Source organism: Microcoleus sp. B4-C1 (genome assembly GCF_036705285.1).
Lineage (GTDB): Bacteria > Cyanobacteriota > Cyanobacteriia > Cyanobacteriales > Microcoleaceae > Microcoleus.
Genome location: NZ_JAUBUC010000029.1, coordinates 37,464 through 64,325 on the forward strand (window position 1 = coordinate 37,464; position 26,862 = coordinate 64,325).

The 26,862-nt window shown below is 47.6% G+C and carries 19 protein-coding genes and 1 CRISPR repeat array; of the genes, 7 read left to right on the forward strand and 12 right to left on the reverse strand.

The window, feature by feature from the left end:
- Positions 1–171: 171 nt before the first annotated feature.
- Positions 172–2,229 (reverse strand): elongation factor G, encoded by a 2,058-nt coding sequence (locus QUB26_RS13940; protein WP_333318456.1) that lies wholly within the window; start codon positions 2,227–2,229, stop codon positions 172–174.
- Positions 2,230–2,729: 500 nt separating this feature from the next.
- On the reverse strand, positions 2,730–4,643 hold the full coding sequence (locus tag QUB26_RS13945; protein ID WP_333318458.1) for a heavy metal translocating P-type ATPase: 1,914 nt from the start codon (positions 4,641–4,643) through the stop codon (positions 2,730–2,732).
- A gap of 352 nt (positions 4,644–4,995) precedes the next feature.
- On the opposite strand from QUB26_RS13945, the gene QUB26_RS13950 reads away from it, so the two are divergent.
- A complete protein-coding gene (locus QUB26_RS13950; RefSeq protein ID WP_333239530.1) occupies positions 4,996–6,096 on the forward strand; it encodes a precorrin-8X methylmutase in 1,101 nt (366 codons plus the stop codon).
- 51 nt (positions 6,097–6,147) lie between these two features.
- Positions 6,148–8,391: direct repeats of the CRISPR family, unit length 37 nt; unit sequence GTTTCAATCCCTGATAGGGAGTTTGGTTAATTGCGGC.
- A gap of 278 nt (positions 8,392–8,669) precedes the next feature.
- Here QUB26_RS13950 and QUB26_RS13955 read toward each other — a convergent pair.
- The 6 genes from QUB26_RS13955 to QUB26_RS13980 form a co-directional block, all read right to left on the reverse strand.
- Positions 8,670–10,787, reverse strand: a complete 2,118-nt coding sequence (locus QUB26_RS13955) for a DNA-binding protein (RefSeq protein ID WP_333318459.1) — start codon at positions 10,785–10,787, stop codon at positions 8,670–8,672.
- A 370-nt stretch (positions 10,788–11,157) separates the two neighbouring features.
- Positions 11,158–11,874 (reverse strand): Uma2 family endonuclease, encoded by a 717-nt coding sequence (locus QUB26_RS13960; protein WP_333318461.1) that lies wholly within the window; start codon positions 11,872–11,874, stop codon positions 11,158–11,160.
- Positions 11,875–11,907: 33 nt separating this feature from the next.
- The gene (locus QUB26_RS13965) at positions 11,908–12,912 is read right to left on the reverse strand and encodes a ribonuclease III domain-containing protein (protein WP_333318463.1); all 1,005 of its coding nucleotides are present in this window, start codon (positions 12,910–12,912) and stop codon (positions 11,908–11,910) included.
- A 350-nt stretch (positions 12,913–13,262) separates the two neighbouring features.
- Positions 13,263–13,955, reverse strand: coding sequence for a hypothetical protein (locus QUB26_RS13970; protein WP_333318465.1), 693 nt, complete (start codon positions 13,953–13,955; stop codon positions 13,263–13,265).
- Between the two features lie 191 nt (positions 13,956–14,146).
- A complete protein-coding gene (locus QUB26_RS13975) occupies positions 14,147–14,932 on the reverse strand; it encodes a PP2C family serine/threonine-protein phosphatase (RefSeq protein ID WP_333239540.1) in 786 nt (261 codons plus the stop codon).
- Between the two features lie 225 nt (positions 14,933–15,157).
- Entirely contained in the window at positions 15,158–15,820 is a 663-nt protein-coding gene (locus QUB26_RS13980; RefSeq protein WP_333054290.1) for a VWA domain-containing protein, read from the reverse strand.
- 247 nt (positions 15,821–16,067) lie between these two features.
- Between QUB26_RS13980 and QUB26_RS13985 the strand changes: the two genes are divergently transcribed.
- Together QUB26_RS13985 and QUB26_RS13990 are read left to right on the forward strand one after the other, a co-directional pair.
- On the forward strand, positions 16,068–16,670 hold the full coding sequence (locus tag QUB26_RS13985) for a Uma2 family endonuclease (protein WP_333318467.1): 603 nt from the start codon (positions 16,068–16,070) through the stop codon (positions 16,668–16,670).
- A gap of 57 nt (positions 16,671–16,727) precedes the next feature.
- Positions 16,728–16,967: a DUF6737 family protein gene (locus QUB26_RS13990; protein ID WP_333318469.1), complete on the forward strand. Its 240-nt coding sequence runs from the start codon at positions 16,728–16,730 to the stop codon at positions 16,965–16,967.
- Positions 16,968–17,253: 286 nt separating this feature from the next.
- On the opposite strand, the gene carB is transcribed toward QUB26_RS13990, so the two are convergent.
- The 3 genes from carB to QUB26_RS14005 form a co-directional block, all read right to left on the reverse strand.
- A complete protein-coding gene (gene carB / locus QUB26_RS13995; protein ID WP_333318482.1) occupies positions 17,254–20,565 on the reverse strand; it encodes a carbamoyl-phosphate synthase large subunit in 3,312 nt (1,103 codons plus the stop codon).
- Between the two features lie 277 nt (positions 20,566–20,842).
- Positions 20,843–21,046, reverse strand: a complete 204-nt coding sequence (locus tag QUB26_RS14000; RefSeq protein ID WP_333239546.1) for a hypothetical protein — start codon at positions 21,044–21,046, stop codon at positions 20,843–20,845.
- Between the two features lie 266 nt (positions 21,047–21,312).
- Positions 21,313–21,552, reverse strand: a complete 240-nt coding sequence (locus QUB26_RS14005; protein WP_333070946.1) for a hypothetical protein — start codon at positions 21,550–21,552, stop codon at positions 21,313–21,315.
- 579 nt (positions 21,553–22,131) lie between these two features.
- Between QUB26_RS14005 and QUB26_RS14010 the strand changes: the two genes are divergently transcribed.
- The 4 genes from QUB26_RS14010 to QUB26_RS14025 all read left to right on the forward strand — a co-directional run bounded on the left by QUB26_RS14010 (position 22,132) and on the right by QUB26_RS14025 (position 25,816).
- Positions 22,132–22,389, forward strand: coding sequence for a hypothetical protein (locus QUB26_RS14010; protein ID WP_172192361.1), 258 nt, complete (start codon positions 22,132–22,134; stop codon positions 22,387–22,389).
- Positions 22,382–23,605: a murein transglycosylase A gene (locus tag QUB26_RS14015; RefSeq protein WP_333239548.1), complete on the forward strand. Its 1,224-nt coding sequence runs from the start codon at positions 22,382–22,384 to the stop codon at positions 23,603–23,605. Before QUB26_RS14010 ends, QUB26_RS14015 begins: the two co-directional genes overlap by 8 nt.
- A 376-nt stretch (positions 23,606–23,981) precedes the next feature.
- On the forward strand, positions 23,982–24,704 hold the full coding sequence (locus QUB26_RS14020) for a tetratricopeptide repeat protein (RefSeq protein ID WP_333318471.1): 723 nt from the start codon (positions 23,982–23,984) through the stop codon (positions 24,702–24,704).
- 224 nt (positions 24,705–24,928) lie between these two features.
- Entirely contained in the window at positions 24,929–25,816 is an 888-nt protein-coding gene (locus QUB26_RS14025; protein ID WP_333239552.1) for an ROK family protein, read from the forward strand.
- A gap of 234 nt (positions 25,817–26,050) precedes the next feature.
- On the opposite strand, the gene QUB26_RS14030 is transcribed toward QUB26_RS14025, so the two are convergent.
- The gene (locus tag QUB26_RS14030) at positions 26,051–26,473 is read right to left on the reverse strand and encodes a hypothetical protein (RefSeq protein ID WP_333149438.1); all 423 of its coding nucleotides are present in this window, start codon (positions 26,471–26,473) and stop codon (positions 26,051–26,053) included.
- Between the last annotated feature and the right edge of the window lie 389 nt (positions 26,474–26,862).

The window sequence follows — 26,862 nt, forward strand, 5'->3', positions numbered from 1 at the left end:
TCGGTAGGGGCGGGTTCCACCAACCATAATAGCCTAAAACAAACAATCTCGAAAACCCGCCCCCACCCAACAAACAATCGCAATGTACATTCAGATTTACCGTGGGGTGGGGGCGGGTTTATTTATCCTTTGAATGATTCCAGAAATGGTTGGTGAACCCGCCCCTACGGCTTAATTTTTACCGTTTCCGTTGCCATTTCCGTTAGTTTGCAAAACCCGCTTAGCTAAAGGTTCCGGCACTTCTTGCAATCGATCGAACTCCCAATTAAAAAATCCTACTCCCATTGTCTGCGATCGCAATTCTACGATCAAATTCTGCATTTCTGCGATCGGCAAATAAGCAGAAACGGCATCCCATCCCTTCCAGTCTTTTTTACCTTCGTAGCCGAGAATTTGGCCCCGGTGTCCGCTGACCAACTGCAACACCTTTGATGTACACTCGTTCGGAGCGCAAATTTCAACTTTGGCGATCGGCTCCAGCAATGCCGGTTCGCACTTGGCCATTCCCTCCTGCATCGCCAAACGCGCCGCTTGCTTGAAAGCTTGTTCGGAACTGTCAACGGTATGGTAGGAACCGTTCGTCAGCGTCACCGCTACGTCTACCACCGGGAAACCCAGCGGGCCGCGATCCAAATACTCGCGCACTCCCACTTCCACGCCGGGAATGTACTGTTTTGGGACGACTCCGCCGACTATTTTGTCGGTAAAGGTGAAACCTTCTCCGCGAGGCTGCGGTGTAATATCGAGGTACACGTCGCCGAATTGTCCGTGTCCCCCGCTTTGGTGTTTGTAGCGCCCGTGGATGGAAGATGCTGGTTTGCGGATGGTTTCTTTGTAGGGCACTTGCGGTAAGTGAGTTACCATCGGCAAATTATACTTGCGGCGCAACCTGTCTAAGGCTACTTTCAGGTGGATTTCGCCTTGACCCCAAAGTATAATTTCGTGAGTGTCGCCGTGCTGTTCCCAGACTAAAGATGGGTCTTCTTCTAGCAATTTAGCTAAAGCGGAGCTCAGCTTAACTTCATCGTTGCGCTTTTCTGGGACGATCGCCAGTGCGTAGACAGGGGAGATGATTTCGGCTTTTGGCAATTCTTCCTCCGAACCCAGCGTATCGCCTGTTTTCACGCCTTCTAGCCTTCCCAAAGCCACAATTTCCCCGGCGCTGACAGACTGCAAACTTTGCGTTTGCTGACCGGTCAAGCGGTACAAACCGTTAACTCGAACGCCGTTCAAATTTGCTCCGTCTGTCAGCGTCCCCCGCCACATTCTCACTAACGATAGTTTGCCTCCCTGCGGCGTGTAATAGGTTTTGAGGATTTGAGCCAGAACTTTGTTTTCACTTTGTATAATGCCGCGGCGATCGGCTGTAGTTTCCGGTGTCGGCGCTTCCCTCAGCAAAGCTTCCAGCAGAGGCCGCACGCCGAAATCTTGTTCGGCGATGCCGATGAATACTGGCACAATTAAATCTGCGCCTAATTCCATCTTTAAATCGCGGGTAATTTCTTCAACGTCGGGATTGATTTCTTCGAGCAATTCTTCGAGTAAATGGTCGTCAAAATTCGCCAATTCTTCGAGCATTTGCTGCCGCGCTGCGCTTTCTTGTGCTTTGAGGTGTTCTGGAAGCGGGACGGGATCTGCGGCGGCGCCCGGATGGTAGTGGTAAGCTTGTTCGGTTACTAAGTCGATAAAACCGATGATTTGTTCGTTTTTGCCGATCGGATATTGGTGAGGTACGATCGGTCTGCTGGAAACGGATTTGAGCGCGTCGATCACCTCGGTGAAGTTGCTGCCACAAGTAGTTTCGTCTGTGTAAGCTCGATCGATCTTGTTGATGAAAACTAAGTGGGGAATTTCCCAATCATCGAGGAATTTAAACAGGGGTGCGAGGGTTAAAGTGCGATCGGCAACGGGTTCGCAAACAATTACCGCCGCATCCACACCAATCAGCGCATTGTAAGTTTCTTGGGCAAATTCTACCGAGCCCGGACAGTCGAGAAATGTGAAGCGGACGCCTTCATATTCAGCGGTGGCGGCGTTTACTTCTACGCTCATTTGGCGATCGCGTGCTTCCGGCGAACTATCACCTATTGTGTTACCCTCTTTGACATTTCCTTTGCGGGTAATTGTCCCTGTCACCGATAGCAAACTTTCTAGCAGTGCGGTTTTACCGCTTAAATAAGGGCCAACAATTGCAACGTTCCGCGTGGCCCCAAGGACTTTGTGGTTCATAATAGCCTCCAACAGAAAACTTGTTTTCTATTGCTCTTGGTGCAATCAGTTCTGTACCATTTTCTAGACTTTTTCTAGGTTAATTTTTATTGCACTTTCGAGCAACTTTAGATTTTGGTATGATTCTATACTTTTGACGGTAGCGTGTTTTGAGTGACAAAACACAGATTGTATTTTTTCTTAATATTTAGAAGTTTTAACCGCAGATGAACGCAGATCGGATTCTCGTTCCCAGGCAAAGCCCATTGGTGACAGCTTAAGACTGAAACTCATAATAAATGTCGCTTGTAGTTGAGTCTCGATCCCCCTAAATCCCCCTTAAGAAGGGGGACTTTGAGAAGAATCTTGTCCCCCCCTTGTTAAGGGGGGTTAGGGGGGATCTAGGCTTCGATACAAACAAGAGAGACGGTTAGTTTAACGTTAAATTGTCACCAATGGGCCAAGCCGGGAAACTAATTTCGCTCTTGCTCTGCGTCGTCGATTTTAGCGGTTTTTCGTGTCTAATTTCTGAGCAGTCGCAAACCGCTTAAGGTTACTATTACTGTAGAGCCTTCATGACCGATGACGCCGAAAGGCATGGTGATATTTCCGAAAAAATTAGCCGCCAACAACAGTATAATGCAACTGAGTGCAAAAACAATGTTTTGTTTGACGACATTTTGAGCGCGGCGGCCTAAACTAATGGCTTTAGCTAGTTGCTCTAATTTATCTGCCATTAATACGATATCAGCAGTTTCTAAAGCAACGTCGCTGCCGGAAATCCCCATCGCAATGCCTACGGAAGCTTGAGCGAGGGCGGGGGCGTCGTTGATGCCGTCTCCCACCATTGCTACAGTTTGATACTGGGTTTGCAGTTGTTTAATTGCCTGCACTTTGTCTTCTGGCAAAAGTTCGGCGTACACTTCATTGATGCCTAATTGGCGGGCGATGTGTTGAGCTGTTTGCTTGTTGTCGCCGGTTAGCATAATTATATGTTCTACGCCTAATTTTTGCAAGCGTTTTACCGTTGCTGCTGCTTCGGGGCGGATGGTATCTGCTACTGCAATGATTCCTAAAAGTTGCTCGCCTTTTGCCACCCAAACAACTGTTTTACCTTCGGCTTGTAACTGCTGGCTGATTTGAGTCAATTCGGAAGTTGCTTCGACAAATTCGGCTTTACCAATGGCAATGATTTGATTGTTAACTTTGCCGACTATTCCTTGGCCGATTTTTGCTTGTACGTCGGTAGCGGTTGACAATTGTAACTGTTGCTGCTGGGCGGCGCTGACAATTGCAGAGGCGATCGCGTGTTCGGAATGAGCTTCTAAGGCTGCAGCCAATTGCAGAACTTCTGTTTCAGTATATCCGGCTGCTGGTACAATTTGGATAACTTCAGGTTTTCCCGTGGTGAGAGTTCCGGTTTTGTCAAAGGCGATCGCCCTGACTTTACCAATCATCTCTAATTGCGCGCCGCTTTTAAACAAAATCCCCTGTCTCGCCCCGTTAGCAATTCCCGAAAGCAGCGCCGGCATAATCGAAGCCATCAGCGCGCAGGGGGATGCGACTACTAGGAAAATCAGCGCCCGATAGATTGTCTCTTCCCAATTCCAGCCCAAAACAAAGGGCGGCAAAGTTGCGAGAAGCAAGCCTAAACCGACAATTAATTTAGCATAACCGCGCTCGAATTTTTCCACAAACATTTGAGAAGGCGGCGCTGCTGTTTGTGCTTCTTGAACCAGCCGAATCACTCGCTGAATCAAGCTGCTTTCTGGAGTTTTATGCACTTCGAGTTTCAGTGCGCCGACACCGTTAATTGTACCTGCATAGACTTCATCGCCCCTGCTTTTTTCCACGGGCATCGATTCGCCGGTAATCGAGGCTTGGTCGATCGCGCTGTAGCCTTCAATAATTATCGCATCTGTGGGGATGATTTCTCCGGGCTTGACTAAAATGCAATCGCCAATCTGCAATTTGTCGATCGCAATTTCCCGTTCCCCGCCGTACCTTACCACCCTAGCAGTATCCGCCGTCAAACTCATCAAACTGCGGATGCTGCGTTCAGTCCGCTGCATAGCATAACCTTCAAGGGCGCCGCTAATTGCAAAGATTAAAATCAACACCGCACCGTCAACAATTAAATGATATTCTTGCCGCCACAGCCCCAAACCGGCCGCGCCCAAAGCAGCGACAATCATTAACAAATCTACATCTAATTCGCGTTCTTGAAAAAGCGTAGTTAAGCCTTCGCGGGTACTGGAATAGCCGCCGATAACATAAGCCGCGGGTAAGATTAACAGGGCTACGCCCAGCCAGCCGAATTGCAGGGCTAGGGAACCCAAGATTACTAGAATTCCGCACAGGGCGGCAGTCACAGCATCTGGATGTTCTTGGGCGAGGCGCCAGAGGCGAGAAATGGGGAGGGAATTGGGAGTCATTGGGGAAATTTGATTTGGTAGAATGACTCCTTTAGCCTAAACCTTGACATTAGTGTCAATGTCAAGAGTAAAACGAAAATAAATCCAGCATCAACTCGCCCCTCGTTGAGTACCTGAGTTCGACAGTCCGACAGGGAATGAATTCCCTGTCTCATAGCGCAAGTCCTCTGAAAGAGGACTGAAGATGGCTGAGAATTGAATTTAATGTTTCAGTCGGTTTTAACCGACTTCTGCTATGAGACGGGGATTTCAATCCCCGGCGGACTGTGGGTGAATGCGTGGGAATTCATTCTCCGGCGGACTCTGGGTGAATTCGAGAATCAAATATACAATCCCAAAATCCCAAAATCCAATGCAAGAATACCTGACAATCAAACAACTTACAGAAGCGGTAAAAGGCACAATTACCCCTCGGATGGTTCGACATTATCACGCTTTGGGGCTGCTATCTCCGGCGGTACGATCGACCTCTAACTACAGATTGTACACCCGCAGCGATGTGCAAAGGCTGCAAAGAATAGTCGCACTCAAGCAGCAAGGCTTTCAACTGTCTCACATCCGCAAACTGTTAGAAACAGACGCGGATGCTTCTCCTGACGCGCTGATGGCGACTCTGCAACGGCAATATCTGTCGGTTATTCAGCAAATTGTTCGCCTCAGAGAAACGGCTTCGGCGCTGGAAGGATTGCTGGGACGGGATATTTCCTGTCAAGCGGTGCAAGCGGACGCATTGGCGCAATTAAGGCTGTTGCAGGCCGAAACTGACGGGGGGTTGGATGAGTTGGAACAACTTTGGGAGGGTTGGGATGCGGGGGCGCACACTCACCCGGAGGATTTTGGGGAGTCGTTGCAGCTTTTGTTGCCGGATTTGGGCTATCGCTCGGAAATTGAGGTAGACTTGCTTTCTAAACTGGTGTTAGCCTGCGGAGATTGTTCGCTGCTGCCGTTTGTGAAGTTGAGCGAAACGGCGATTCAATCGGCGCGGGAAGCTTTGAAAAATCAGTGTCAAATTGTGGCTGATGTGCCGCCTGTTTTTGCGGCTTTGGATGGGACTAGATTGGCGCATTTGGGAACAAGTATTGCAACTTTAATTGATGATCCGCACATCAATGCTGCGGCGGAAGCGGAACAGGAATTCTGGCAGCAGCGTGAGTGGTTTGATAAGTTGTTGAAACTGGAAAAGGGATGTATATTGGTGATAGGATATGCGCCGTCTGTGCTGATGGCGGTTTGCGAGGCGATCGAGTGTGGGCAATTGCAACCGGCTTTGGTAATTGGAATGCCGATCGGTTTTAGTCATTCTCCGGTGGCGAAACGGCGGTTAGTGCGATCGGGCGTTGCTTATATTACGACTGTGGGGACTTTTGGCGGCGGGTTGTTGGCGGCGGTTGCTTTGAATGCTTTGGTTGAGTCTTTGATTGAAAAGCCGAATTGTCATTGTCATCTTAAGTGAAGATGGGATTTAGGTTGGTTGTGACTTAATTTGTATTTTGCTCTTTCAGAGGTTTCAATCCCTGATAGGGAGTTTGGTTAATTGCGGCTCGGATTAGATGAGGCCATGCAAGCGTCTCATCCCAGTTTCAATCCCTGATAGGGAGTTTGGTTAATTGCGGCATTTTTCGACTTCATCGAGTACATCTCGCATCGAATGTTTCAATCCCTGATAGGGAGTTTGGTTAATTGCGGCCATTGATCCAGATGTATTGACAGAGTTTCTGAGCTTGTAGAGTTTCAATCCCTGATAGGGAGTTTGGTTAATTGCGGCATTTAGGGATTGTAGAAGGAATGGGAGGCATTCACGTTTCAATCCCTGATAGGGAGTTTGGTTAATTGCGGCATATTTGGAGTATTTTGTAATGGAAGAGTGTCAAGTTTCAATCCCTGATAGGGAGTTTGGTTAATTGCGGCCTTCCATCTATTCTGAGCGCCCTTGTAGGCTCCGGTTTCAATCCCTGATAGGGAGTTTGGTTAATTGCGGCTTTTTTAACAGCCATTTCAATATCAGCTTTTGTAAGTTTCAATCCCTGATAGGGAGTTTGGTTAATTGCGGCTCTCCACCAATTCAAGCCCCTGAATGGTTGATTGGTTTCAATCCCTGATAGGGAGTTTGGTTAATTGCGGCTGCGGGTTTGTGTGAGTAGTGTCGCCTTATTCAAATCGTTTCAATCCCTGATAGGGAGTTTGGTTAATTGCGGCGCTGTTGGTAAGACGCGCCGAGTTCTGCGTATTTTGCGTTTCAATCCCTGATAGGGAGTTTGGTTAATTGCGGCGCTATGCAGCAAACTTTGACCGCCAGTGCATCCTTACTGTTTCAATCCCTGATAGGGAGTTTGGTTAATTGCGGCAATTAAAACTAATACTCAATAATGTCATTTAAAAGTTTCAATCCCTGATAGGGAGTTTGGTTAATTGCGGCGGTACGCGGCGGCACTGGCCCCGGATCTGTAACTGTGTTTCAATCCCTGATAGGGAGTTTGGTTAATTGCGGCGCCCATAGGGCATCCCTAATAGGGATTGATGGAACGGGAGTTTCAATCCCTGATAGGGAGTTTGGTTAATTGCGGCATAAGTTTTGCTACTACTTTCAACAATTATCTGAGTTTCAATCCCTGATAGGGAGTTTGGTTAATTGCGGCTTTCCTGAAAAAAACCAGTTGTCCAAACCCGTCGCGTTTCAATCCCTGATAGGGAGTTTGGTTAATTGCGGCTCAGAAAGAGGGCGGCGGAGAAGCGTCAGCAGGCAGTTTCAATCCCTGATAGGGAGTTTGGTTAATTGCGGCTTTCTTAAACTCTTGAAGATAAACACCAGTTAACCGGTTTCAATCCCTGATAGGGAGTTTGGTTAATTGCGGCCCTGGAGCTTCTTGATACCGGCTGCCACTTCTTCCGTAAGTTTCAATCCCTGATAGGGAGTTTGGTTAATTGCGGCGACGCGGTAGTGAGAGGTCACTGGGAAGCTACAGTTTCAATCCCTGATAGGGAGTTTGGTTAATTGCGGCTGGTTTTTGAGCCTCTGCAACGGTTCCCGTAAGGTAGTTTCAATCCCTGATAGGGAGTTTGGTTAATTGCGGCACCATGCCGCCCTCTTCTTGGAGGTCGGTAGCGGTTTCAATCCCTGATAGGGAGTTTGGTTAATTGCGGCTTTAATTAGGCTTGAAAATAAACTCGACACACTACTCCGTTTCAATCCCTGATAGGGAGTTTGGTTAATTGCGGCGGTGCTGGTTAAGCGTTATGGATGCGAGGGTTGCAGTTTCAATCCCTGATAGGGAGTTTGGTTAATTGCGGCTAGAAAATAGCTCCGAAATTTCAACGCCAGGGGAGTTTCAATCCCTGATAGGGAGTTTGGTTAATTGCGGCACTTGATGCTATCAAAGAGTTGGTTGTTACCGGGAATATTGTTTCAATCCCTGATAGGGAGTTTGGTTAATTGCGGCCTTTTTCGCTTTCTTGTGCTGGGTAAGTCTCGTTAGTTTCAATCCCTGATAGGGAGTTTGGTTAATTGCGGCAAAACTATAAATTACCTTTTTCACATGAAATAAATAAGTTTCAATCCCTGATAGGGAGTTTGGTTAATTGCGGCTTTACCCCACGGCTAGGTGGTTAATCTCTGCCTAGCTGATCGCACTTCACGTTTCAATCCCTGATAGGGAGTTTGGTTAATTGCGGCCGAAGAAAGGGCGGCTGCGGATTGATGAGGCGGCATTCCATGTTTCAATCCCTGATAGGGAGTTTGGTTAATTGCGGCTGCCCGTTCCAGAAGCCTTGCTGTATTTGGTTTTCAACGTTCATTTGCGTCTGCATAAAACAAAAGTACCATTTCAGCCTTCGACTTGTCAATACCCCAATTATCAGACAGCCCTCAAACCCTTGTCCCGCAAAGATTTCAGCGATTGCGTCTACCATTTTATTGCTTGAAGGGCCTCTAAACCTTACAGCATCTACATTATAGCCCCCCAATTTAACACCTCGATTTTTACACCTAGGCATAGACGCATTTTCCACCCAAAAACAGACACCAACCGATCACCACTTGCCCAAAGCCCCCCAAACAGTACCCGAAACCACCCCCCAAATCGCCCCCAAACCAGCCCCCACGATCGCCCCCGCCACAGGCCCCAACTCCACCGGCACCCCAGCACTAACAGCCGGAAACATCGCAGACACCCCCGCACCCAACACAGCACCCGCAAAAGTCCCCAAAAAACTGCCCCAAATCGCCCCCAAACTCCCACCACTTACACCCGAAGGCTGAAACGAAATCGGCAACTTCGGCGCAAACCCGCAAAAACCCAACAAACCGCCAGAAACCACACCCCCAACAGAACCCACACCAGCCGCCACGATCGCCACACCCAGCAACAAACCCGCAAACTCATTCACCGGCCGCATCTGGACACCGTATTGCTGCCAAACCACCAGCCCAGCCCCCAAAAAAACACCAGCCAGAGTCCCCACAAACGAGCCCCAGACCGCCCCCAAATACCCTCCGCGCCGGCCCCACACCCTCCCTGCCGGCAGCGCCAGAGGAGGCCTAAAACTCGCCCAAACACAGCCCCAGACGGCACCAACCCCCGCCCCAGCCAAAATCCTCTCCCCGATTCCCGGAGTGCTATTAATCGCGCCAAACACCGCACCGCCGATCGCCGCCAACAAAAAAGCCCCCCAAGACGCCCCCACCAAAACACCGCCCCACTTCCGCCAAATCTGATTCGGCGGCAAAGTAAAAACCCCCCACATCACCCCAAAAAAACAGCCCCAAATCGAACCAACAAAAATCGCCCCCAAAATAGCACTGCCGCCCTCAGCTATTGCCGAATAAATCCCCCCGATCGCCGCCAAACACAAACTACCCCAAACACCTCCCCAAGCAGCATCCTGAAAAATGCGCTCAAACTTGCCCACGGGAAGCTGAGGCGCAGGAGTCCGACTCCGAGAAGACATCGGCATCGGTAGCAACGGCACTGCGTACTGGCCCATGGGGCGTGGCAGCCCCGTGGAAGGCTGTTGCCTGCGAACTGCGGGCTGAGGTACGACAGGCGGGGGTTGGGGCTTTTTACGCTTGATTTTCGCGGGCTGCAAGTGCAATCCGTGGCTGACTGCTTGGCGCGAAGGAAACGGATCGCGACCTTTGAGGAGTTTTGCCCGATCGCACCAAGGGCAGCGACTGAGATGATTTCCGTATTTATGCTGACTATTTCTGCTGCAAGTTACCAAAGCATCTTCCGCTTCCCGAATCGCATTCACCCAAGTTTTCGCATCCGGGCGCGCCGCAGGATTGCCGTGCCCTTCCTCAAAACAGCGGATAAACAGTTGCCGCAGCCGGGGATGCAGGAGTTCAAAAGGAGGCGCAGCGGGCATCGGGCGGTAGGGAATCCGTTTCGTACCTGTAGGGAAATGGCCCGATCGAATTCTCGCTTCCAAAGACGGTGGTTCATCGCTACCGAGATAAACTCCTGAAAACGGATGCGTACCTTCCATCAGCAATTGAAAAATTAATACCGCTAAACCGAACAAATCGTGCTCTGGAGATCGATCGATATCGCGGAAAGTCTGCCCCTGCAACTCCGGCGGCGTAAACTCAGGTTTCCCCACGGGACACCGATAAACGTAACCCGTATAAGGATCGCGCACTTGAAACGAATCCGTGTCTACCAGCGTTACCAACGCCGTATCCGTCACGAGAATATTCGACTCGTTTACGTCGCCGATGACGTAACCCCTGACGTGGAGGGCGTTTACAGCCGAGGCGAGATTTCTGGCGGTACGGTGGAGGTAAAGATAGCTAAATAGCGGTTTTTGTTCGCGCCTGGTTTTGGGAGTGTAGAAAGTGTGTACCGGCATCACTTTGTTGACGCGCGGCATCACAAAACCGACGATTTTTTCGCGCCCGCCGACAGTATGCAGCAAATCGATCGGCCAAGCAATAGAAGCGTGCCCGGGTTCCGCGATCGGCGCATCCGGCGGCATACTGAACATGACTGTGAGTTTGTCGCCGTCTTCGTCTGTCGGTTTGTGGTAGATTTTTGCTACAAGGGACGAGTCTTGGGCGATCGGGTAGATGCGACCTTCACCCCCACTGGCGATCGCGCTTTTGGTGTCGATCGCAATCAGTTGTCCGCTAAATTGGCGCTGCAACTGCATAGAATTCGCTTAGGGTATGGGGGCATCAATCGATTTTAGATTTGAGATTTTGGATTTTAGATTAAAGAAAGCTACCCCACTGATAAATCCGTAATTCTATTTTATTGTGGGGAGTAGGGGTTGGGCAGGAGAGCCCGCCCTTGAAAATTCAGCAACAGGCTTTGGGGCCTGTTCCACGATAATTCTATTTTATTGTGGGTTGGGCAGGAGAACCCGCCCTGGAAAACTCAGCAACAGGCTAGGAGGACCTGTTCCACAATAGTTCAATTTTATTGTGGGGAGTAGGGATTGGGCAGGAGAGCCCGCCCTGGAAAATTCAGCAACAGGCTACGAGGGCCTGTTCCACAATAGTTCAATTTTGCAGTTGTGCTTACAATTGATTCGGATCGATGCCCATTTCTCGGAGTCTTGCTTCCAAAGCTTGCGATCGCGATCGTTCTTGTTCCAGCAGCATTTCTGCCTGTTCGGCCCGGATCTGTGCTTGTTCGGCCCGCGCCTCGGCTTGCTGTCGCAGTCGATCGAGTTCCACAAAACTCATAAACGGTTCTCCAGAGGGCCCGAACATTTCGAGTCCTGTTTCTGATAATTGAAACCGCACTCCCAGTCTCGGACTTACCCAACCATCAATTTGTTCGATCTGTTCTAATTTTCCCTCAGCCCGCAACCATCCTATCAGTTCCAATTTTTCTGGATCGTACAAATAGTATTCTTCCACACCATAGCGTTCGTAAAATTGAAATTTTTGCATCATCGGAGTCAGACGATTTCCCCGCGACCAAATTTCAAATGCGACTTGTGGCGCAATATCATTTTCATACCACTGTTGATAGGAACCTCGATATCCTTTGGGGATGCCAAAAACTGCCATTACATCTGGTGCTTGAGACAGTTTGTTATTGCCTTCCACCGGATACCAAAGCAAGTCACCGGCTACAAAAACATTTGGATCGTCGGCAAACAGCAATTCTAAGTTTTCTTTAATCCAAACGATTAATCGAAACTGATCCGTATTGTTTGACATCGGTTCGCCGTTATCGTCGGGGTAGATGATATTTGATTTTTCGGGAGATTGCAGTTGTGTAACCATTGCTGTTTCCCCAATTTTTTTGACAAGTTGATTTTATTTTAGTCGATCGCCTGTTTCCTCTTCCAGTTCGTCAACTGCGGTTTGGATAAAGTTATCCACCAACCAGTCGCGGGTACGCGAGAAATTGCTTCTCAATTCCAGGTACTGACTGCCTAGTTTTGCCTTAAAGTCTTTGGGGAAAATCTCTTTGGCGACTAACATATTTTTCCAGCGAGTTAGCTGGCTGGCGTTGCGTTCGGGAAAGCGGTTGTACAAATAGTCGATCGCGATCGCATCTAGAATAGCCGCCCCCAGGATTTCCCGGCGTTTCACCTCGTTTTCGGGCCCTATTTGTCGCCGCCCAGTCAGATCCCCATGCTGGCTAACATTTGGTTCAATCCAGTGCTGAATCAGCCAGTTTCCCCCACGCAAAAAATCGCGATTAAACTCCAAGTAAATCGCGCCCAACAAAGCTTCAAAAGTCTCCAAAAAAACTCTATTGTGCTCGCTTTTGTCTGTTTCTTTCCCATTCCCTACGCGCCAACCGAGTTCGTTTAATTTCAAATGTTGTGCAAAATCCGCAAGTTTTTTCGGGTCTGCTAAACGAGCTTTTAAGGTTGAGATAGCATCTGGATCGAGTTGTGGATATTCGCGGTAGAGGTAATCGGTAACAACTGCACCGAAAATCGCTCCCCCTAAGAGTGACAGCCGTTTGTACTTAACCTCTTGCCAAGCGGGAGACTCCTCGGGGCGATCGGAGTAATAGCTGGTAGAGTAACGGCAATTTAAGGCAATTTCCAGCAGTTTTGTCTGCTGAAAGCTGGGAATGTCGATCGCTTCTTTGACTGCTTCAATATCTACATTATGTTTAATTCGCTCTAATTCTTCTTCACATTTACCCCACTTTTCCAACCAATCACCGCCCGCATCTTCCACATACAAATCTACAAAATCTACCCCGTAATTCATCCATTCATCCTGCATTTTTCTGGCTGCTTCCAGTTCTTCCCAGACTTTTTGCAAGTTATTTTCAACGGTATGTGTACCTTGTAATGTCATAGTATTTGATTTTGATGTAATTAGATTTTATTTCCAACATTTTCACCGCAATTAAATCAAATCTCAATTCAATTTAGGCCGAGTTGCTAGTTATTTCACCCGATTGATTGCTGCGGTAAATGTTCCCATTGCTTAGCCTTCGTATCAAGCACCTCTTTCCAGTGTCTGGCAAACCCCTCCCGGAGACAGAAAAGGGGAGGAAAAATCTTGCTCTGTTTTCCCTTTTCCAGAATCTGTCTGGGGACTAGGCTGTTGCCCTTCTCGAAAATTGTGCAATATGTGAGTTAGTCAAATTTTTTTTCACAGAGTTTGGAGCAGTCGAACTATTCTCAGCAGCAGATATGCTTGATTTACGGGAACTTGAGGTAACGACCTGCGGGCAAATTATCACTATTATATAATGCTATATTAACTAACTGATTCAGGAAATTTGCATCGTTTTTATCATAACTTAAAAATAATCCTCTGTCAATCCCCCAATCTTGAAGAGTTTGTTGCCAATTATGATATTTTTGTTCAGAGAATTCATCCGAAAGAGTTGTGACTTGAATGCAGAGGGGCTGCTGTTGGCGGCTACTAACGATCGAATCGGTTGCCATAGAAAGATCTGCAACATATCGATACAAAACAGTGCCTTGGCGATCGACTATCCGGGCTGCGATCGCACGAATCACGATATCATCAGCGGGATCGAATTGACCCGCCTTGAGTTTTTGTTTCCAGATGTAAAATTTGCGATCGTTTTCGCTCAGCCATTTAGGAAATAGATAGCTGTACCAATACCTTTCCCCCGGCGTCATTAACTCAAACGCGGCTTGCTGTTCTCTTTCCGAAGGTAGAGATTGAACGGCCAGCCAAACCTGAGAATCTCGGATAAGCTGCAGCAAAAAAGCCATCACAAATTTTTTAGCAGTTAGCGAACCGGGTTTAACATCTTTCACCCAGCGATTGATTTCATCCAATCTTCTCGCCAAACTCGGATCTATTGGATCTGCTGCGCTAATTAGGGAGTTGAGCTTATCCTTAATCTCTTGTGCTTGCAAACGACGACCTACTGTACAGACTAAAGCAGAATTGTTGACACCTCGATTTTATTATAGAACCGCGCCAAATTTTCACCGCTGATGAGGTTGAACGCATTAGACTTGTTGCAAAATTCAGAATCGGAAATTTTTAACCGCAGATCAACGCCAATTCACCCAGATGGGTATTGGCTGTGGCAAAATGTTTATTTTTAATTGTCCTGTGCCTCCGAACTCGAAAAAGTTGCTAGCAATAATGTTAAGTCATCATCGGTGCGTTCGGAAACGCGGGGCGATCGCAAAAATGACTCTAACTGCTGTTTCGCATCTTCCTCTTCTTTCCACTCGCCAGAAAACCGAAACAAAGGCGCAAAAAACGGCTTGTGCGGCGTCCCTTCTGGGATTTTGAGCGCTAGCATTTGCAAGCCGTCGGAAAACACGGCCAAGTGCCGCAGTTTTTCCCGCAGTACCTGAAATTGCGCTGTTTCTATCGCATTCGGCGAAATCAAAAAAATAGTTTCGTTGATGTATTCGCCGCAGGGGGGTACTGTCAGGGCGATCGCATTTCCTGCACTATCACCTGCTACCGCCGCACCGTCGCCGATTTGAGCAACGGCGATTAATTCCGGCGTAGCAACAACAGCAATTAAAGTGCAGGCTAAATCTCTCGCAGCCACTTCCCGCACTGCCGCTTCTGCTTCCACCTGCGCCCGCGCAACTTGCAGTGATGCTGTCAAGAATACCTGCCATTCATCGTCATTTTCAGGCAGCCTTTCCTGTTGCTGGCAAATCGTTTCGACAACCGCTTCCACAGCAATTTTTGCCCCAACTTCTGCGAGTGCTGCCGAGCCCGCACCGTCGGCAACCGCTGCCGCTAAAACACCGTTTGGCAAGAGACGCCAGCAGTGGGCATCTTGACAAGGCTGCGATCGTTTTTCGTGGCTCGTACCTATCACCGATGCCGCTACAACTTGCCAATTAAAGGATGAATTCTGCATTAATAACTCTTTAACTCAAAACTTCGTAAATTCACAACTATGCAAAGTCTGGACGGGTTTATTTATCCCTAATTAGGTAGGGCGATGCACACCACACTTTACTAATTTGGTAGGGCGATGTACACCACACATTACCGCTTGTCACATACTAATGACCAATGACCAATGACCAATGACCAATAACTAATGACTAATGACCAATGACCAATGACTAATGACTAATAACTAAACAGTTCCCCATCCGGGTGGGGGCAGTGCTACTTGTTCATCAATTTTTGAGTGAGAAACTCTCTGCATACTAGCCGACAGCCAGATGAACATCTCTCTAAAGTCTAATCCTCTCAATTTTACAGGCGTGCGCTCGACAATTTGCGCGAGACGAGGAATATTAGCACCTTCCACTCCGACTGCAAAAAATGCCACGCGCTTGTTAATTTCTTCCTCTTTAATCCGCTGTGCTGCTATTTCCACAACATCGTCGGATTCACCTTGAGGTTCGCCGTCAGTAATCATAAATACCCACGGGCGGTAATAGGTAATGCCGTTGTTGCGGTATTCGGATTTGCGGGCGGCAATGGTGTCTAGCGCTAGCTGAATGCCTGCGCCCATGTGGGTTTGTCCTTGAGCTGTCAGCAGTGGCGTCTCGAACTGGTCGGCGGTAACGAAGTCTTGCACGATTTTGATTTGATTGTCAAATGAAATAATCGCGACTTCGACTCGCTTTTTAGCTAGTTCGTCTTTAATTAGGTCATTCCTAAAAATTTCCAGCCCCTCATTCAAGGCATCTATGGGTGCGCCTTGCATGGAGCCGGAGGTGTCCAGCAGGAGGACGCAGGGACAGCGCGGCTCTGGGTTTTCGGCAAATTCTACGGCTTCGTCTAGTCTCATGGTTCGGGGTTGACCTGGGAGTGGCTCGATTTCTAGGTTTGTTACTTTCTACCCTAGCAACTAGGTGACATATTTAACTCTATCTGCCCGCTGGCGATCGTATTTTACCATTTACGTGAATCGATTTTTGATTTTTGATTATAGATTTTAGATTTGAGAATTGGATGTCGGCGGTCAAAAAAACAAATTCATTCTTGCCTGTGGTAATATAGACTAATAATATTAGTGCAAAATAAGGATAAATCTTATGATTGCAACAGTCACGCACAAATTAACCTTTGACCAATTCCTTGTAGAATGTCCTGAAGATGGACTCTATGAACTGGTAAATGGAGAAATTGTAGAGATGAATGCCACAAGAAATCATGATGATGTTGCTAATTTCATGTTATTTGGCTTCAATGATGAAATCCGGCGACTAAATTTGAATTATGTAGTCAACACTACAACCGTTATCAGAACTGTAAGTAAAGGCGGAATCGAACAAGGGCGGAGACCGGATGTCAGCGTAATCGATCGCGATTTGTGGCGATCGAACCGTTCGGCTTATGCTGCATTGCGGGAACCAATTCAGTTGGCAGTGGAAGTAACATCAACAAATTGGGAGGACGATTATATAGACAAATTGGACGAATATCGGCGCCTCGGAGTTCCTGAGTATTGGATTGTCGATTATTTAGCAATTGGCAGCAGGGAATTGCTGGGAAATCCCAAAGTTCCAACTGTATTTGTTCACCTTTTGGATGCAGATGGCAACTATCAAAGAAGCGCGTTTAAAGGCAGCGAACGAATTGTGTCGCGGACTTTTGCAGAATTAACGCTGACAGCAGAAGAGGTGATGAATGTTTAACTTCCGTTAATCCAGCTACTCTGACTATTATCTATAAAAAAATCACTGAAAATAAATATGAAATCTGTTTCTGATCAAAAAGCTATTAGTCCTTGGAGTTACAAACCTTGGTGGTGCCAGCCTTGGTCGATTCTTTTAACAGGCACGAGTCTGATTTCGGGTAGTTGGTTTTTATTAAAAACTGTTTGGATAACTGTTTTAGTCGCGATTCCTTTATTAGCTTGGATGGGTTTTTTCTTGTTAGTTTGGCCGAGGTTGATGCTGTCTAGCGGAGTTTTGGATGCGGAGGCAGATTAGGTTTTGGTAAGGCGCACCTTATTTTTAGGATAAGGTGCGCGGTCATTGGTGTGAACAAACACGTTAAACCCTCTTTCCGGCAGGGTTTGAAACAACAGCCTCAAAGCGAAAGTCCTCGCTATGAGGACTAATGAGTTCTTCAGTCCTCTTTGAGAGGACTTTCGCTATAAGACAGGGAATTCATTCCCTGGCGGGCTGCCGGGTGAGCGAGAGGACTGGCGGACTAAAAGCTTAAGTTGACACTAATAGTGCGCCCTGCACACCCTACCTTTGAGTGTTTCGCAGTCTAGGTTTGCGGGTAATAGTCTTGAATTGCTTTTACTTCCATCGGGTGAGATTTGAGCGATCGAATTCCCGCTGCTGTCGCTTTGGCACCGGCTATTGTGGTAATAATCGGGATTTTGTAAGTCAAAGCTGTGCGGCGGATAAAGATTCCGTCGGCCCGGGATTCTTCGCCGGAAGGTGTGGTGATAATTAGTTGAATTTTCTCATTCTTGATCGAATCCAACAAATTCGGCCGCCCTTCGTGCAGTTTCAATTCCAAATCTACCTCTAAACCTTGCTCTCGCAAAACTTTGCGTGTCCCGTGAGTTGCGACTACTCGGAAACCCAATTCTAAGAATTCCTTGACAACGGGTACAACTGCTAGTTTGTCCCGATCGCGCATCGAAACCAGCACAGTTCCAAACAGCGGCATCATTTGTCCAGCACCTAATTGAGCTTTGGCAAAGGCTTTACCAAAATCGGTGTCAATTCCCATGACTTCGCCGGTCGATCGCATTTCTGGCCCTAGCAAAGTATCAGTTCCCGGAAACTTAGCAAAGGGCAATACAGCTTCTTTTACCGAAACATGAGTGGGTATAATCTCTTCAGTAAAACCCAAAGCTTCTAGAGTTTTGCCAGACATGACTCGCGAGGCCATTTTTGCTAAGGGAACTCCGATCGCCTTGGACACAAAAGGCACTGTTCGAGAAGCGCGCGGGTTAGCTTCCAAAATGAAAACTTCTTCCCCTTGAACAGCAAATTGAATATTCATCAACCCGATTACTTTCAGGGATTTTGCTAATTCTACAGTCCAGCGGCGGATTGTTACCAAAGCTGCGTCAGGAAGCGTTTGGTAAGGGATAGAACAAGCAGAGTCGCCGGAGTGGATTCCCGCTTCCTCGATGTGCTCCATAATACCGCCGATCGTCACATTGCCCGTAACATCGGCGATCGCATCGACATCCACCTCGATCGCATTCTCCAAAAACTTATCAATTAAAATCGGATGATCGGGTTCTACCAGGACGGCATAGGTCATGTAACGTTCCAATTCCGTATCGGAATAAACAATTTCCATTGCTCGCCCGCCTAATACGTAACTCGGCCGCACCACTACCGGATAACCTATCCGTTGAGCTACTATTAAAGCATCCTCAAAACTGCGCGCTAGACCATTAGCAGCTTGCTGAATATCCAATTCCCGCAGAATCTTTTCAAATCGCTCCCTGTCTTCAGCAGTATCAATGGAATCCGGCGAAGTACCCCAAATTTTTGTTTGTACATCGGGGTGATTTTCCAGAGCTTTTTGTAAAGGAAGCGCTAATTTCAGTGGGGTTTGTCCGCCAAACTGAATAATTATTCCTTCGGGATTTTCGGCTTCGATGATGTTGAGAACATCTTCTTTTGTTAGCGGTTCAAAATACAGGCGATCGCTCGTATCGTAATCCGTTGAAACCGTTTCCGGGTTCGAGTTGACCATAATTGTCTCAAAGCCATCTTCTCCTAGGGAATAGGAAGCGTGACAGCAGCAGTAATCAAACTCAATTCCCTGTCCGATTCGGTTGGGCCCGCCACCTAAAATCATCACTTTTCGCTTGGTAGAAGGCAAAACTTCCGACTCCGGCGCGAGACTGTGGCCCACAGGCGAAACTTTCTTTTCTTCATCGCCCAATTCCCAAATAGCCGCACCCGCTTCGTAGGTGGAATAATAATACGGTGTAAACGCTTCAAATTCAGCGGCACAGGTATCGACGGTTTTGTAAATCGGAATTACGCCTAACTGTTTGCGGTAAGCGCGGACTTGATCTTCCGATGTTTTGGTGGCGTAAGCAATTTGGCGATCGCTAAAACCCAACTGCTTTACTTCAAACATTGTCTCTTTTGTCAACTGTTCCAACCGCGTTCGTTTCAAGAACTTCTCAGTTTCCAGCAATTCCTGCATTTTATCCAAAAACCAAGGATCAATTCCTGTAAACTCGAAGATATCTTCCACCGACATTCCCATCATCATCGCGTGGCGAACTGTAAAAATGCGATCGGGATTTGGCGTCCGCAATCCGGCGCGAATTTGTTCCAAACTCGGCAACTTTTCCGGTTTGTCGCAGCCGAAACCTGCGCGGCCTGTTTCCAATCCCCGCAGGGCTTTTTGGAAGGATTCGTTGAAGCTGCGCCCGATCGCCATTACCTCTCCAACTGACTTCATTTGCGTTGTCAGAGTCGGTTCGGAACCGGGGAACTTTTCAAAGGCAAATCGGGGAATCTTCGTCACCACGTAGTCAATTGTCGGCTCAAAAGACGCCGGAGTTTTCTTGGTAATATCGTTGGAAATTTCGTCTAGGCTGTAACCTACCGCTAATTTTGCCGCCATTTTGGCAATAGGGAAACCAGTTGCTTTCGAGGCCAAGGCGGAGGAACGGGAAACCCTAGGGTTCATTTCAATAACGATGAAATCTCCGTTGACTGGATTGACGGCAAATTGAATGTTGGAACCGCCGGTTTCAACTCCGATTTCGCGAATAATTTTCACCGAAGCATCTCGCAGGCGCTGATATTCTTTGTCTGTGAGAGTTTGCGCCGGGGCGACGGTGATAGAATCGCCGGTGTGGACGCCCATCGGGTCGAGATTCTCGATCGAACAAATAATCACTACATTATCTGCCAAATCTCGCATTACTTCGAGTTCGTACTCTTTCCAACCAATCAAAGATTGTTCGATCAAAATTTGCGATACTGGACTGGCATCAATCCCGCCTTGTGCCATTTCTTCAAACTCTTCTTGATTGTAAGAAATGCCGCCTCCCGTGCCTCCCATTGTAAAAGCAGGACGAATAATTAACGGATAACTGCCGATTTGGTGACCAATGGCTTTGGCTTCGTCGAGAGTGTTGGCAATTCCAGAAGGGCAAACGGCGACACCAATTCGCGCCATCGCTTCCTTAAATAATAGCCGATCTTCGGCCATTTCAATTGCTGGCAATTTAGCACCAATCAACTCGACGTTGTATTTTTCTAAAACGCCATTTTTAGCGACGGCAACTGCTAAATTTAGCGCCGTTTGACCGCCCATTGTCGGTAAAATTGCTTGAGGTCTTTCTTTAGCGATGATTTGTTCGAGGATGGCCGGCGTTAGAGGTTCGATGTAAATGCGATCGGCAGTTTCCGGATCGGTCATAATCGTTGCCGGGTTGGAATTCACCAACACTACTTCAAAGCCTTCTTCTCGCAAAGCTTTGCAAGCTTGTGTCCCGGAATAGTCAAATTCGCACGCTTGACCGATAACAATTGGGCCGGAACCAATGAGAAGAATCTTTTTTAAGTCTTGACGACGGGGCATAGGTTCGTAATTAGTAATTGGACAAGGTTGAGGATTAATTTGATATTTTGCATCAGTCTTAGAAACAGGCTTTCTAAGCTGTTCCCCCAAAAGCTTACTCAAAAAAGTGCAAGTTTTGTTGTTAATTTGAAATTGTGCACCATTCTCAGCCTTTTGGAAGCAGAACCTAGCAACTCCGGCCCACAGACACCCCCAGCTAACCAGAAATATTGATGAGAAAAGGGTGCAGTCGATCGGTAAATCAAGACTATTTTAAGTGTTGCGGTCAAATCGTGTTCTAAAATACACAATCCCTGTATTCCGCCGGATTAATCATTGTAGGGACTTCGGCCAAGGCGTGTCCTGACTGTGGGGAACGGATAAAATTAACGGGGTTGGATGATGAAATTTCCCGTAGCACGGGCGAGGGCCCGACGCCATCGCCCTCGGAGGATGTGACAATCACCCAGCCATGTAGCCGGGGCGATGGAGGACACGGCATACCGTGTCCTCCATCGTGTCAACTTAAGCCCATCGTCCGCCAGTCCTCCCACCCGCCCGTCAGTCCGCCAGGGAATGAATTCCCTGTCTAATAGCTAAAGTCCTCTCAAGAGGACTAATGAGTTTAAAAGTCTTCTTCTGAGTCCTCATAGCGAGGACTTGAGTTTTGAGGCAGGGGTTTCAACCCCTGTCGGACTGCGGGTTTAACGTGTTTGTTGACACGACGAAAGGCACGGTGTCGTGTCCCTACCGTATTTAATCCAATTTTTAGGCTTTGCGCGATCGGCGAATGAGTACGCTTATCACTTGTCCCGGCTTTGCACCTCGCTGGGGCGGGCTCCAATCCCCGACGGCGGCAAATCCCAGTCGGTACAAGGTGTGGATGGTTTCTAACACGGCGGCGCGGGAACCGACAACCGTTATCCGCACGACTTCCTGTTCGGATACTGCTGAGTCGGAATTTGGACGCGCGGACAAGTTATCGTCAGGTACGAATTCCTGTGACATAATTATGGTCTCCTGGTTTTTGGTTTTCTAGGAAAACCCAAAAACCCAGCCGCCCCGCACGGTAACACAGAGCAGGGCGGCTACAGAGAGTGTTAAGATTCTCAATTAGCCTCCAGACTGGTTAGCTCAGTTTGGCGGTTAGCTGTCCATTGCTGTTGGTAGCAGCTTTGGGCAGTGCAACTAGATTTTTGAGCGACGCGGGCTGCCTCCTCTACAAGCTTTAGCAACCTCTAACTTCATAGCGTAGCCGCAGAGGGGGGCCGCCGTCAATCGATTTGAGATTTGAGATTTTGGATTTTGGGTTGTCCTCCCACCAAAGCGTGTCAAAAATCGCCTAAAACCCTTGATAAATCTCGCTTTTAGTCGAGTCTTGCTCCCCCTGGCATCCCTGTTAAGAAGGGGCGATCAGCGGGCCTAATCGTCAAACAGCAGACCCATACTACATTTGACGTTAAGTTGACACCAATGCCTCCAACAACTCTCCCCCTATCCAACCTACTCGATCGGGGAATGCGCCGAGTAAGAGGTAAAATATGAAATCGTTCTACAACCTTAAAATCAAAAATCTAAAATACAGATATGCCTAGAACACCCAGCGAATATTCCGTGCACCTGCTGCTTGAGGGCGGCCATCGCGAAGAAGTGCGTTTCGCAACGCTGCAAGATTTTCAAAAGTGGTACAGCAGTACGCTGGTGCCGAAACAAGATTCAAGAGAATTTCTTAACGTCCCGATTAAAAATATTCAAGGCGAATACATGGTAGTTCGGCCTACCAGCGTTCTCGCAATTCGCGTAGAACCGATATTTACTTCTAGTGTCGAACGATACGATGAATAAGGAAAATAATCAATTTAGTAGGAAAGATTGGAAATTGAGCAAGATTTTTCGCTATCAGCTATTAGCGATCGCCTGTTGCGTTTTGGCGATCGCTTTTTCGGTGCCCGCCGTTGCAGTTCCATCGCTGCAACCAATTAGTATAAATCAATTGCAAGCTGGCGAGGCGGATGATCTCGCCTTTGACGCTCAAATCTGGGGCGAAAATGGCAAACCGGGCGATAAAGAATTGCTGTTAAGGTCGATCGACCACAGCCTCCGCTATCTCAATACATCAGCCGCCGCCACTGCTTACAGCCGCTATCCAGTCGCAGGAGTTACGCGCGATCGAGTTAGGCGTTCTCTCGATCGATTCCGTCAATTAGTTGTCAGTTCCACAACCCCCGCACAACTTCAGGAATCTGTCAAGCGCGAATTTGTCTTTTACAAATCCACGGGCAAAGACGGCAAAGGAACAGTCGCATTTACAGGTTATTTCGAGCCGACTTACGCAGCATCTCGGACGCCGAATTCCGAATACCGTTATCCCCTGTACCGGATGCCGCCAAACATGGCATCTTGGCCGAAACCTCACCCGACAAGATTGCAATTAGAAGGCGCAGATGCTTTGCAAGCAAGTAAAGGATTGCTGCGAGGATTAGAATTAGTTTGGTTGCGCGATCGATTCCAAGCATTTCTCGTGCACGTCCAAGGTTCTGCGAGATTGCAACTAACAGATGGTAGCGAGATGACCGTCGGTTTTGCCGGCAAAACCAGTCACAGTTATACAGGAGTTGGACGAGAATTAGTTAAAGACGGAAAGTTTACTTTAGAAGAGTTAACTTTGCCGAAACTAAGGGAATATTTTACCAACTTTCCCGCAGATATGAACAAATATTTGCCGAAAAATGAAAGCTTTGTATTCTTCCGGGATAGTAATGGATCTCCAGCCACAGGAAGCATTGGAGTGCCAGTAACTGCCGAAAGGTCGATCGCCACGGACAAAGCCTTAATGCCACCAGGTGCGCTAGCATTAATTAGTACAAAACTCCCTTATCCGAATGCGGCAGGACAACTCGAACAAAATGCCGTGAATCGGTACGTTTTGGATCAAGATACTGGCGGCGCAATCAAAGGCGCGGGGAGAGTTGATGTATTTATGGGAACGGGGGATTTAGCGGGCGATCGGGCCGGTTATATCAACTCAACAGGAGAACTGTATTATCCGCTTTTAAAGTAGATTAATCTGAGATCTTGCACCATTGTCAATTACTTGTTTAGGAACAGGCAAGATGCCTGTTCCACAAGAAAACTCACTCTTTGTGGAACAGGCATCTTGCCTGTTCTTGAGAATGGTGCAAGATGTGAGTTAATTCTACTTCATCAGGACTTACGCACAGCCTCAATATATAGTGTTTTGTAGGGGCAAACCCCCCGTGGTTGCCCCCATACCTGGGATGATTGCGTAAGTCCTATTCATGTGATTGTTTGCTGTGCGTCGCAATCCCAGACACAACAGTGCCGTCTTCCTACAGATATCGCGGACAATCTATATGTAATCCTACTTTTGATAATTGCTATAAAATAGAAAATACCCCACCCTCCCAACCTCACAAATGCTCAACAAAATTCTGCAATTCTTCAAACGACTAATTCAGCGACTGTTCGGAACCCCAACCAAACCCACCCCGCCTTCGGAAAATACCGCCATCCGCCCAACATTAACTGACGCGGAATACGAGTCGAAATTCATGGAAATTCTCGAAGGGGTGAATGCCGGTTGGAGTCGAGGAGATGTAGCGGGATTCTTAATCGCAAAACGCCTTAAAGATGGTGAATTGGCTGCTTGGCTGCGACGGTTTGGGACTCGATTGTTAGAGGGCGAAAACCTGCAGGGCGGGCACGGGGGCACCGCCCCTACGGATGCGGTGGCATCGCTTCAGGAACTGGCGCAGCGGCTGGTATTGTTAGGTAGAATTGGCAGCGGGGAATTCTCAGAGGTGGCGAGGCAAATTGGGCGGGAGATATTGACACGGTTTCCGCTGCCGGAGGTTGAGGAGGAGGATACAAAGGGGAGGGTAATTGAGGCGGTGTTTGTTGGGGATGGTTTGGGTTTTTCTGGGGAAGGGAACCGCAGAGGCGCTGAGGCTGCGGAGGCAGAATCGGAAGTTAATGTAGAGGCGAAAGCGTGGTGCGATCGAGGGAATGAGCAGTATAATTTAGGAAGATTTGAAGATGCGATCGCATCTTATACCCAGGCAATTACTCTCCAACCAGACTATCGCGATGCTTTGCACAACCGAGAGGTAGCGCAACGTAAGTTAGGCGAAATTCAATAGGCGAACTCGCTGGTCTCCATAATTTTTGCTAGGGATTGCGATCGGTATGATACTATTAAGAATTAAACGCAGTTTCCCTCGCTAATTATTATACACTAAAATAGGAGTTGGAGGATTTAAATCCTCACTACAAAGTTAATTGGTAAGGTGCACAATCTGCACCCTAAAATATGTTTATCCTATGAGGATCAATCCCAAATCCTTGCATCCCAAACCCAAATCGAATGATACAAGTAATCGGCATTGACTTAGGCGGAAGCGCCATTAAACTCGGCAGATTTAGCGAAAATGGTCTTTGTCACCAATCCTTAACTGTTCCAACCCCTCAACCCGCAACGCCAGAAGCAGTTTTAGCCGCGATGACGGATGCTATTTTACAACTGAATCCGGTGGAAAATGCTGTAAGTGCGATCGGCATCGGCACTCCAGGCCCCGCAGACGCCGCCGGCCGCATAGCCAGAGTTGCAATTAACCTCAAAAACTGGCATAACGTCCCCCTCGCTGACTGGGTAGAAGCTAAAACCGGACTGCCAACCATGTTAGCAAATGATGCCAACTGTGCCGGATTGGGAGAAGCTTGGTTGGGCGCAGGAAGGCACTTTAAAGACCTAATTTTAATAACTTTAGGTACAGGAGTCGGCGGTGCAGTTATCCTAGACGGCAAACTATTTGTAGGTCATCAAGGCGCGGCCGGAGAACTCGGATTAATTACTATAAATCCCGATGGCCCGGAGTGCAACAGCGGCAATCGCGGTTCTTTAGAACAGTACGTTTCGGTGCAAGCAATTCGCCGAGAAACGGGTTTGGAACCGCTAGAATTAGCAAATCTAGCTAAGTCTGGAGATGCCAAAGCTTTAGAATTCTGGCAAAATTACGGGCGCTATCTGGGTATCGGTTTGGCAAGTCTCATTTATATTTTGACGCCGGAAGCTATTATTATCGGCGGTGGAATTAGTGCAGGTGCAGAATTTTTCTTGCCGAAGGTTCGAGAAGAACTTGAGCAACGTGTACTGCCGAGTTCTCGCGAGGATTTACAGTTATTGGTGGCTGAATTGGGCAATCAAGCAGGCATGGTAGGGGCGGCAAAATTAGCTTGGCAGCTTGTTCAATAGTTAAAATTTCAAAAAGCAGCGCAGTTTATTGCGCTTTTTTCATATCTAAACTTAGGGTGCAACCTAAGCACCTTACCCCAAAAAAAAATAAAATGAATGTTAGGATTTACTAAAAATAGTCTTCCTTCCTCCTTCATTGTTCATACTTATAACTAATGACTAATGACTAATGACTAACAACTAACGACTAATGACTAATGACTAATGACTAACAACTAATGACTAATGACTGCTTCATGGCAGAGATTGTCCAGTGGTATTTTTAATGTATTCCTGAATTTCTTGATAAGTTTCCGGGTTGTTTTGGCGCAGGATAATAATATTAGTTGCGCTGTCAGGCAGGCAAAAGCTTAGCCGACCGTTCTGTTCGCAAGCAAAAGAGCTAATTCGACTCATATCGATCGCAAATTCTTTGCGGTCATAATGAATTTTAATCCACGAACCTCTCGAATTGCGATCGATGGTTTTTTTGAGGTAATCGAGAACTTGCTTGTAAGCCTCAGAATTGCCTTGGGGATTGAGGATAATCGGCTGACTGCTATTAGGCAGCCAAAAGGTGAGACGCTTGTTATCCAGTTCGCTAGAAAAAGCACTAATAGTGTCAAGGTCAATTATGTATGTACTTTTCTCATAAGTAATTTTGCTCCAATAAGCCACAAAGCCTCCTCAAACCTGTGTTTCCTGGTATTTTAGGATAGTTTGACAACTCCTACCATTTTAGATTTTAGATTTTAGATTTTAGATTGGGCATGACTGATGACTATCGGGGTTGGGAAGTTGCCTAAAGTTGCATTTTTTTTGACTGGTATCACCATTGAAATCCAAGCTAAAAAGTTAAGTAAAAATATCAGCATTTTTACCTTCTGCCTCCTCCCTTCTGCCTTCTCCCTTGTGGTGCTAGCCCCCCAGCCCTAGCATAGGGGTTGGGGGGGAAGGTTTTTCACTCGTTGAGAATGCTGCCCGATATCTAGTCCGATAAGTGCAACCTCTATCAAATCCTATTGGTCTGTTGGGCGGGTTTTGTAATGTCGATTGTCGGGGCGATT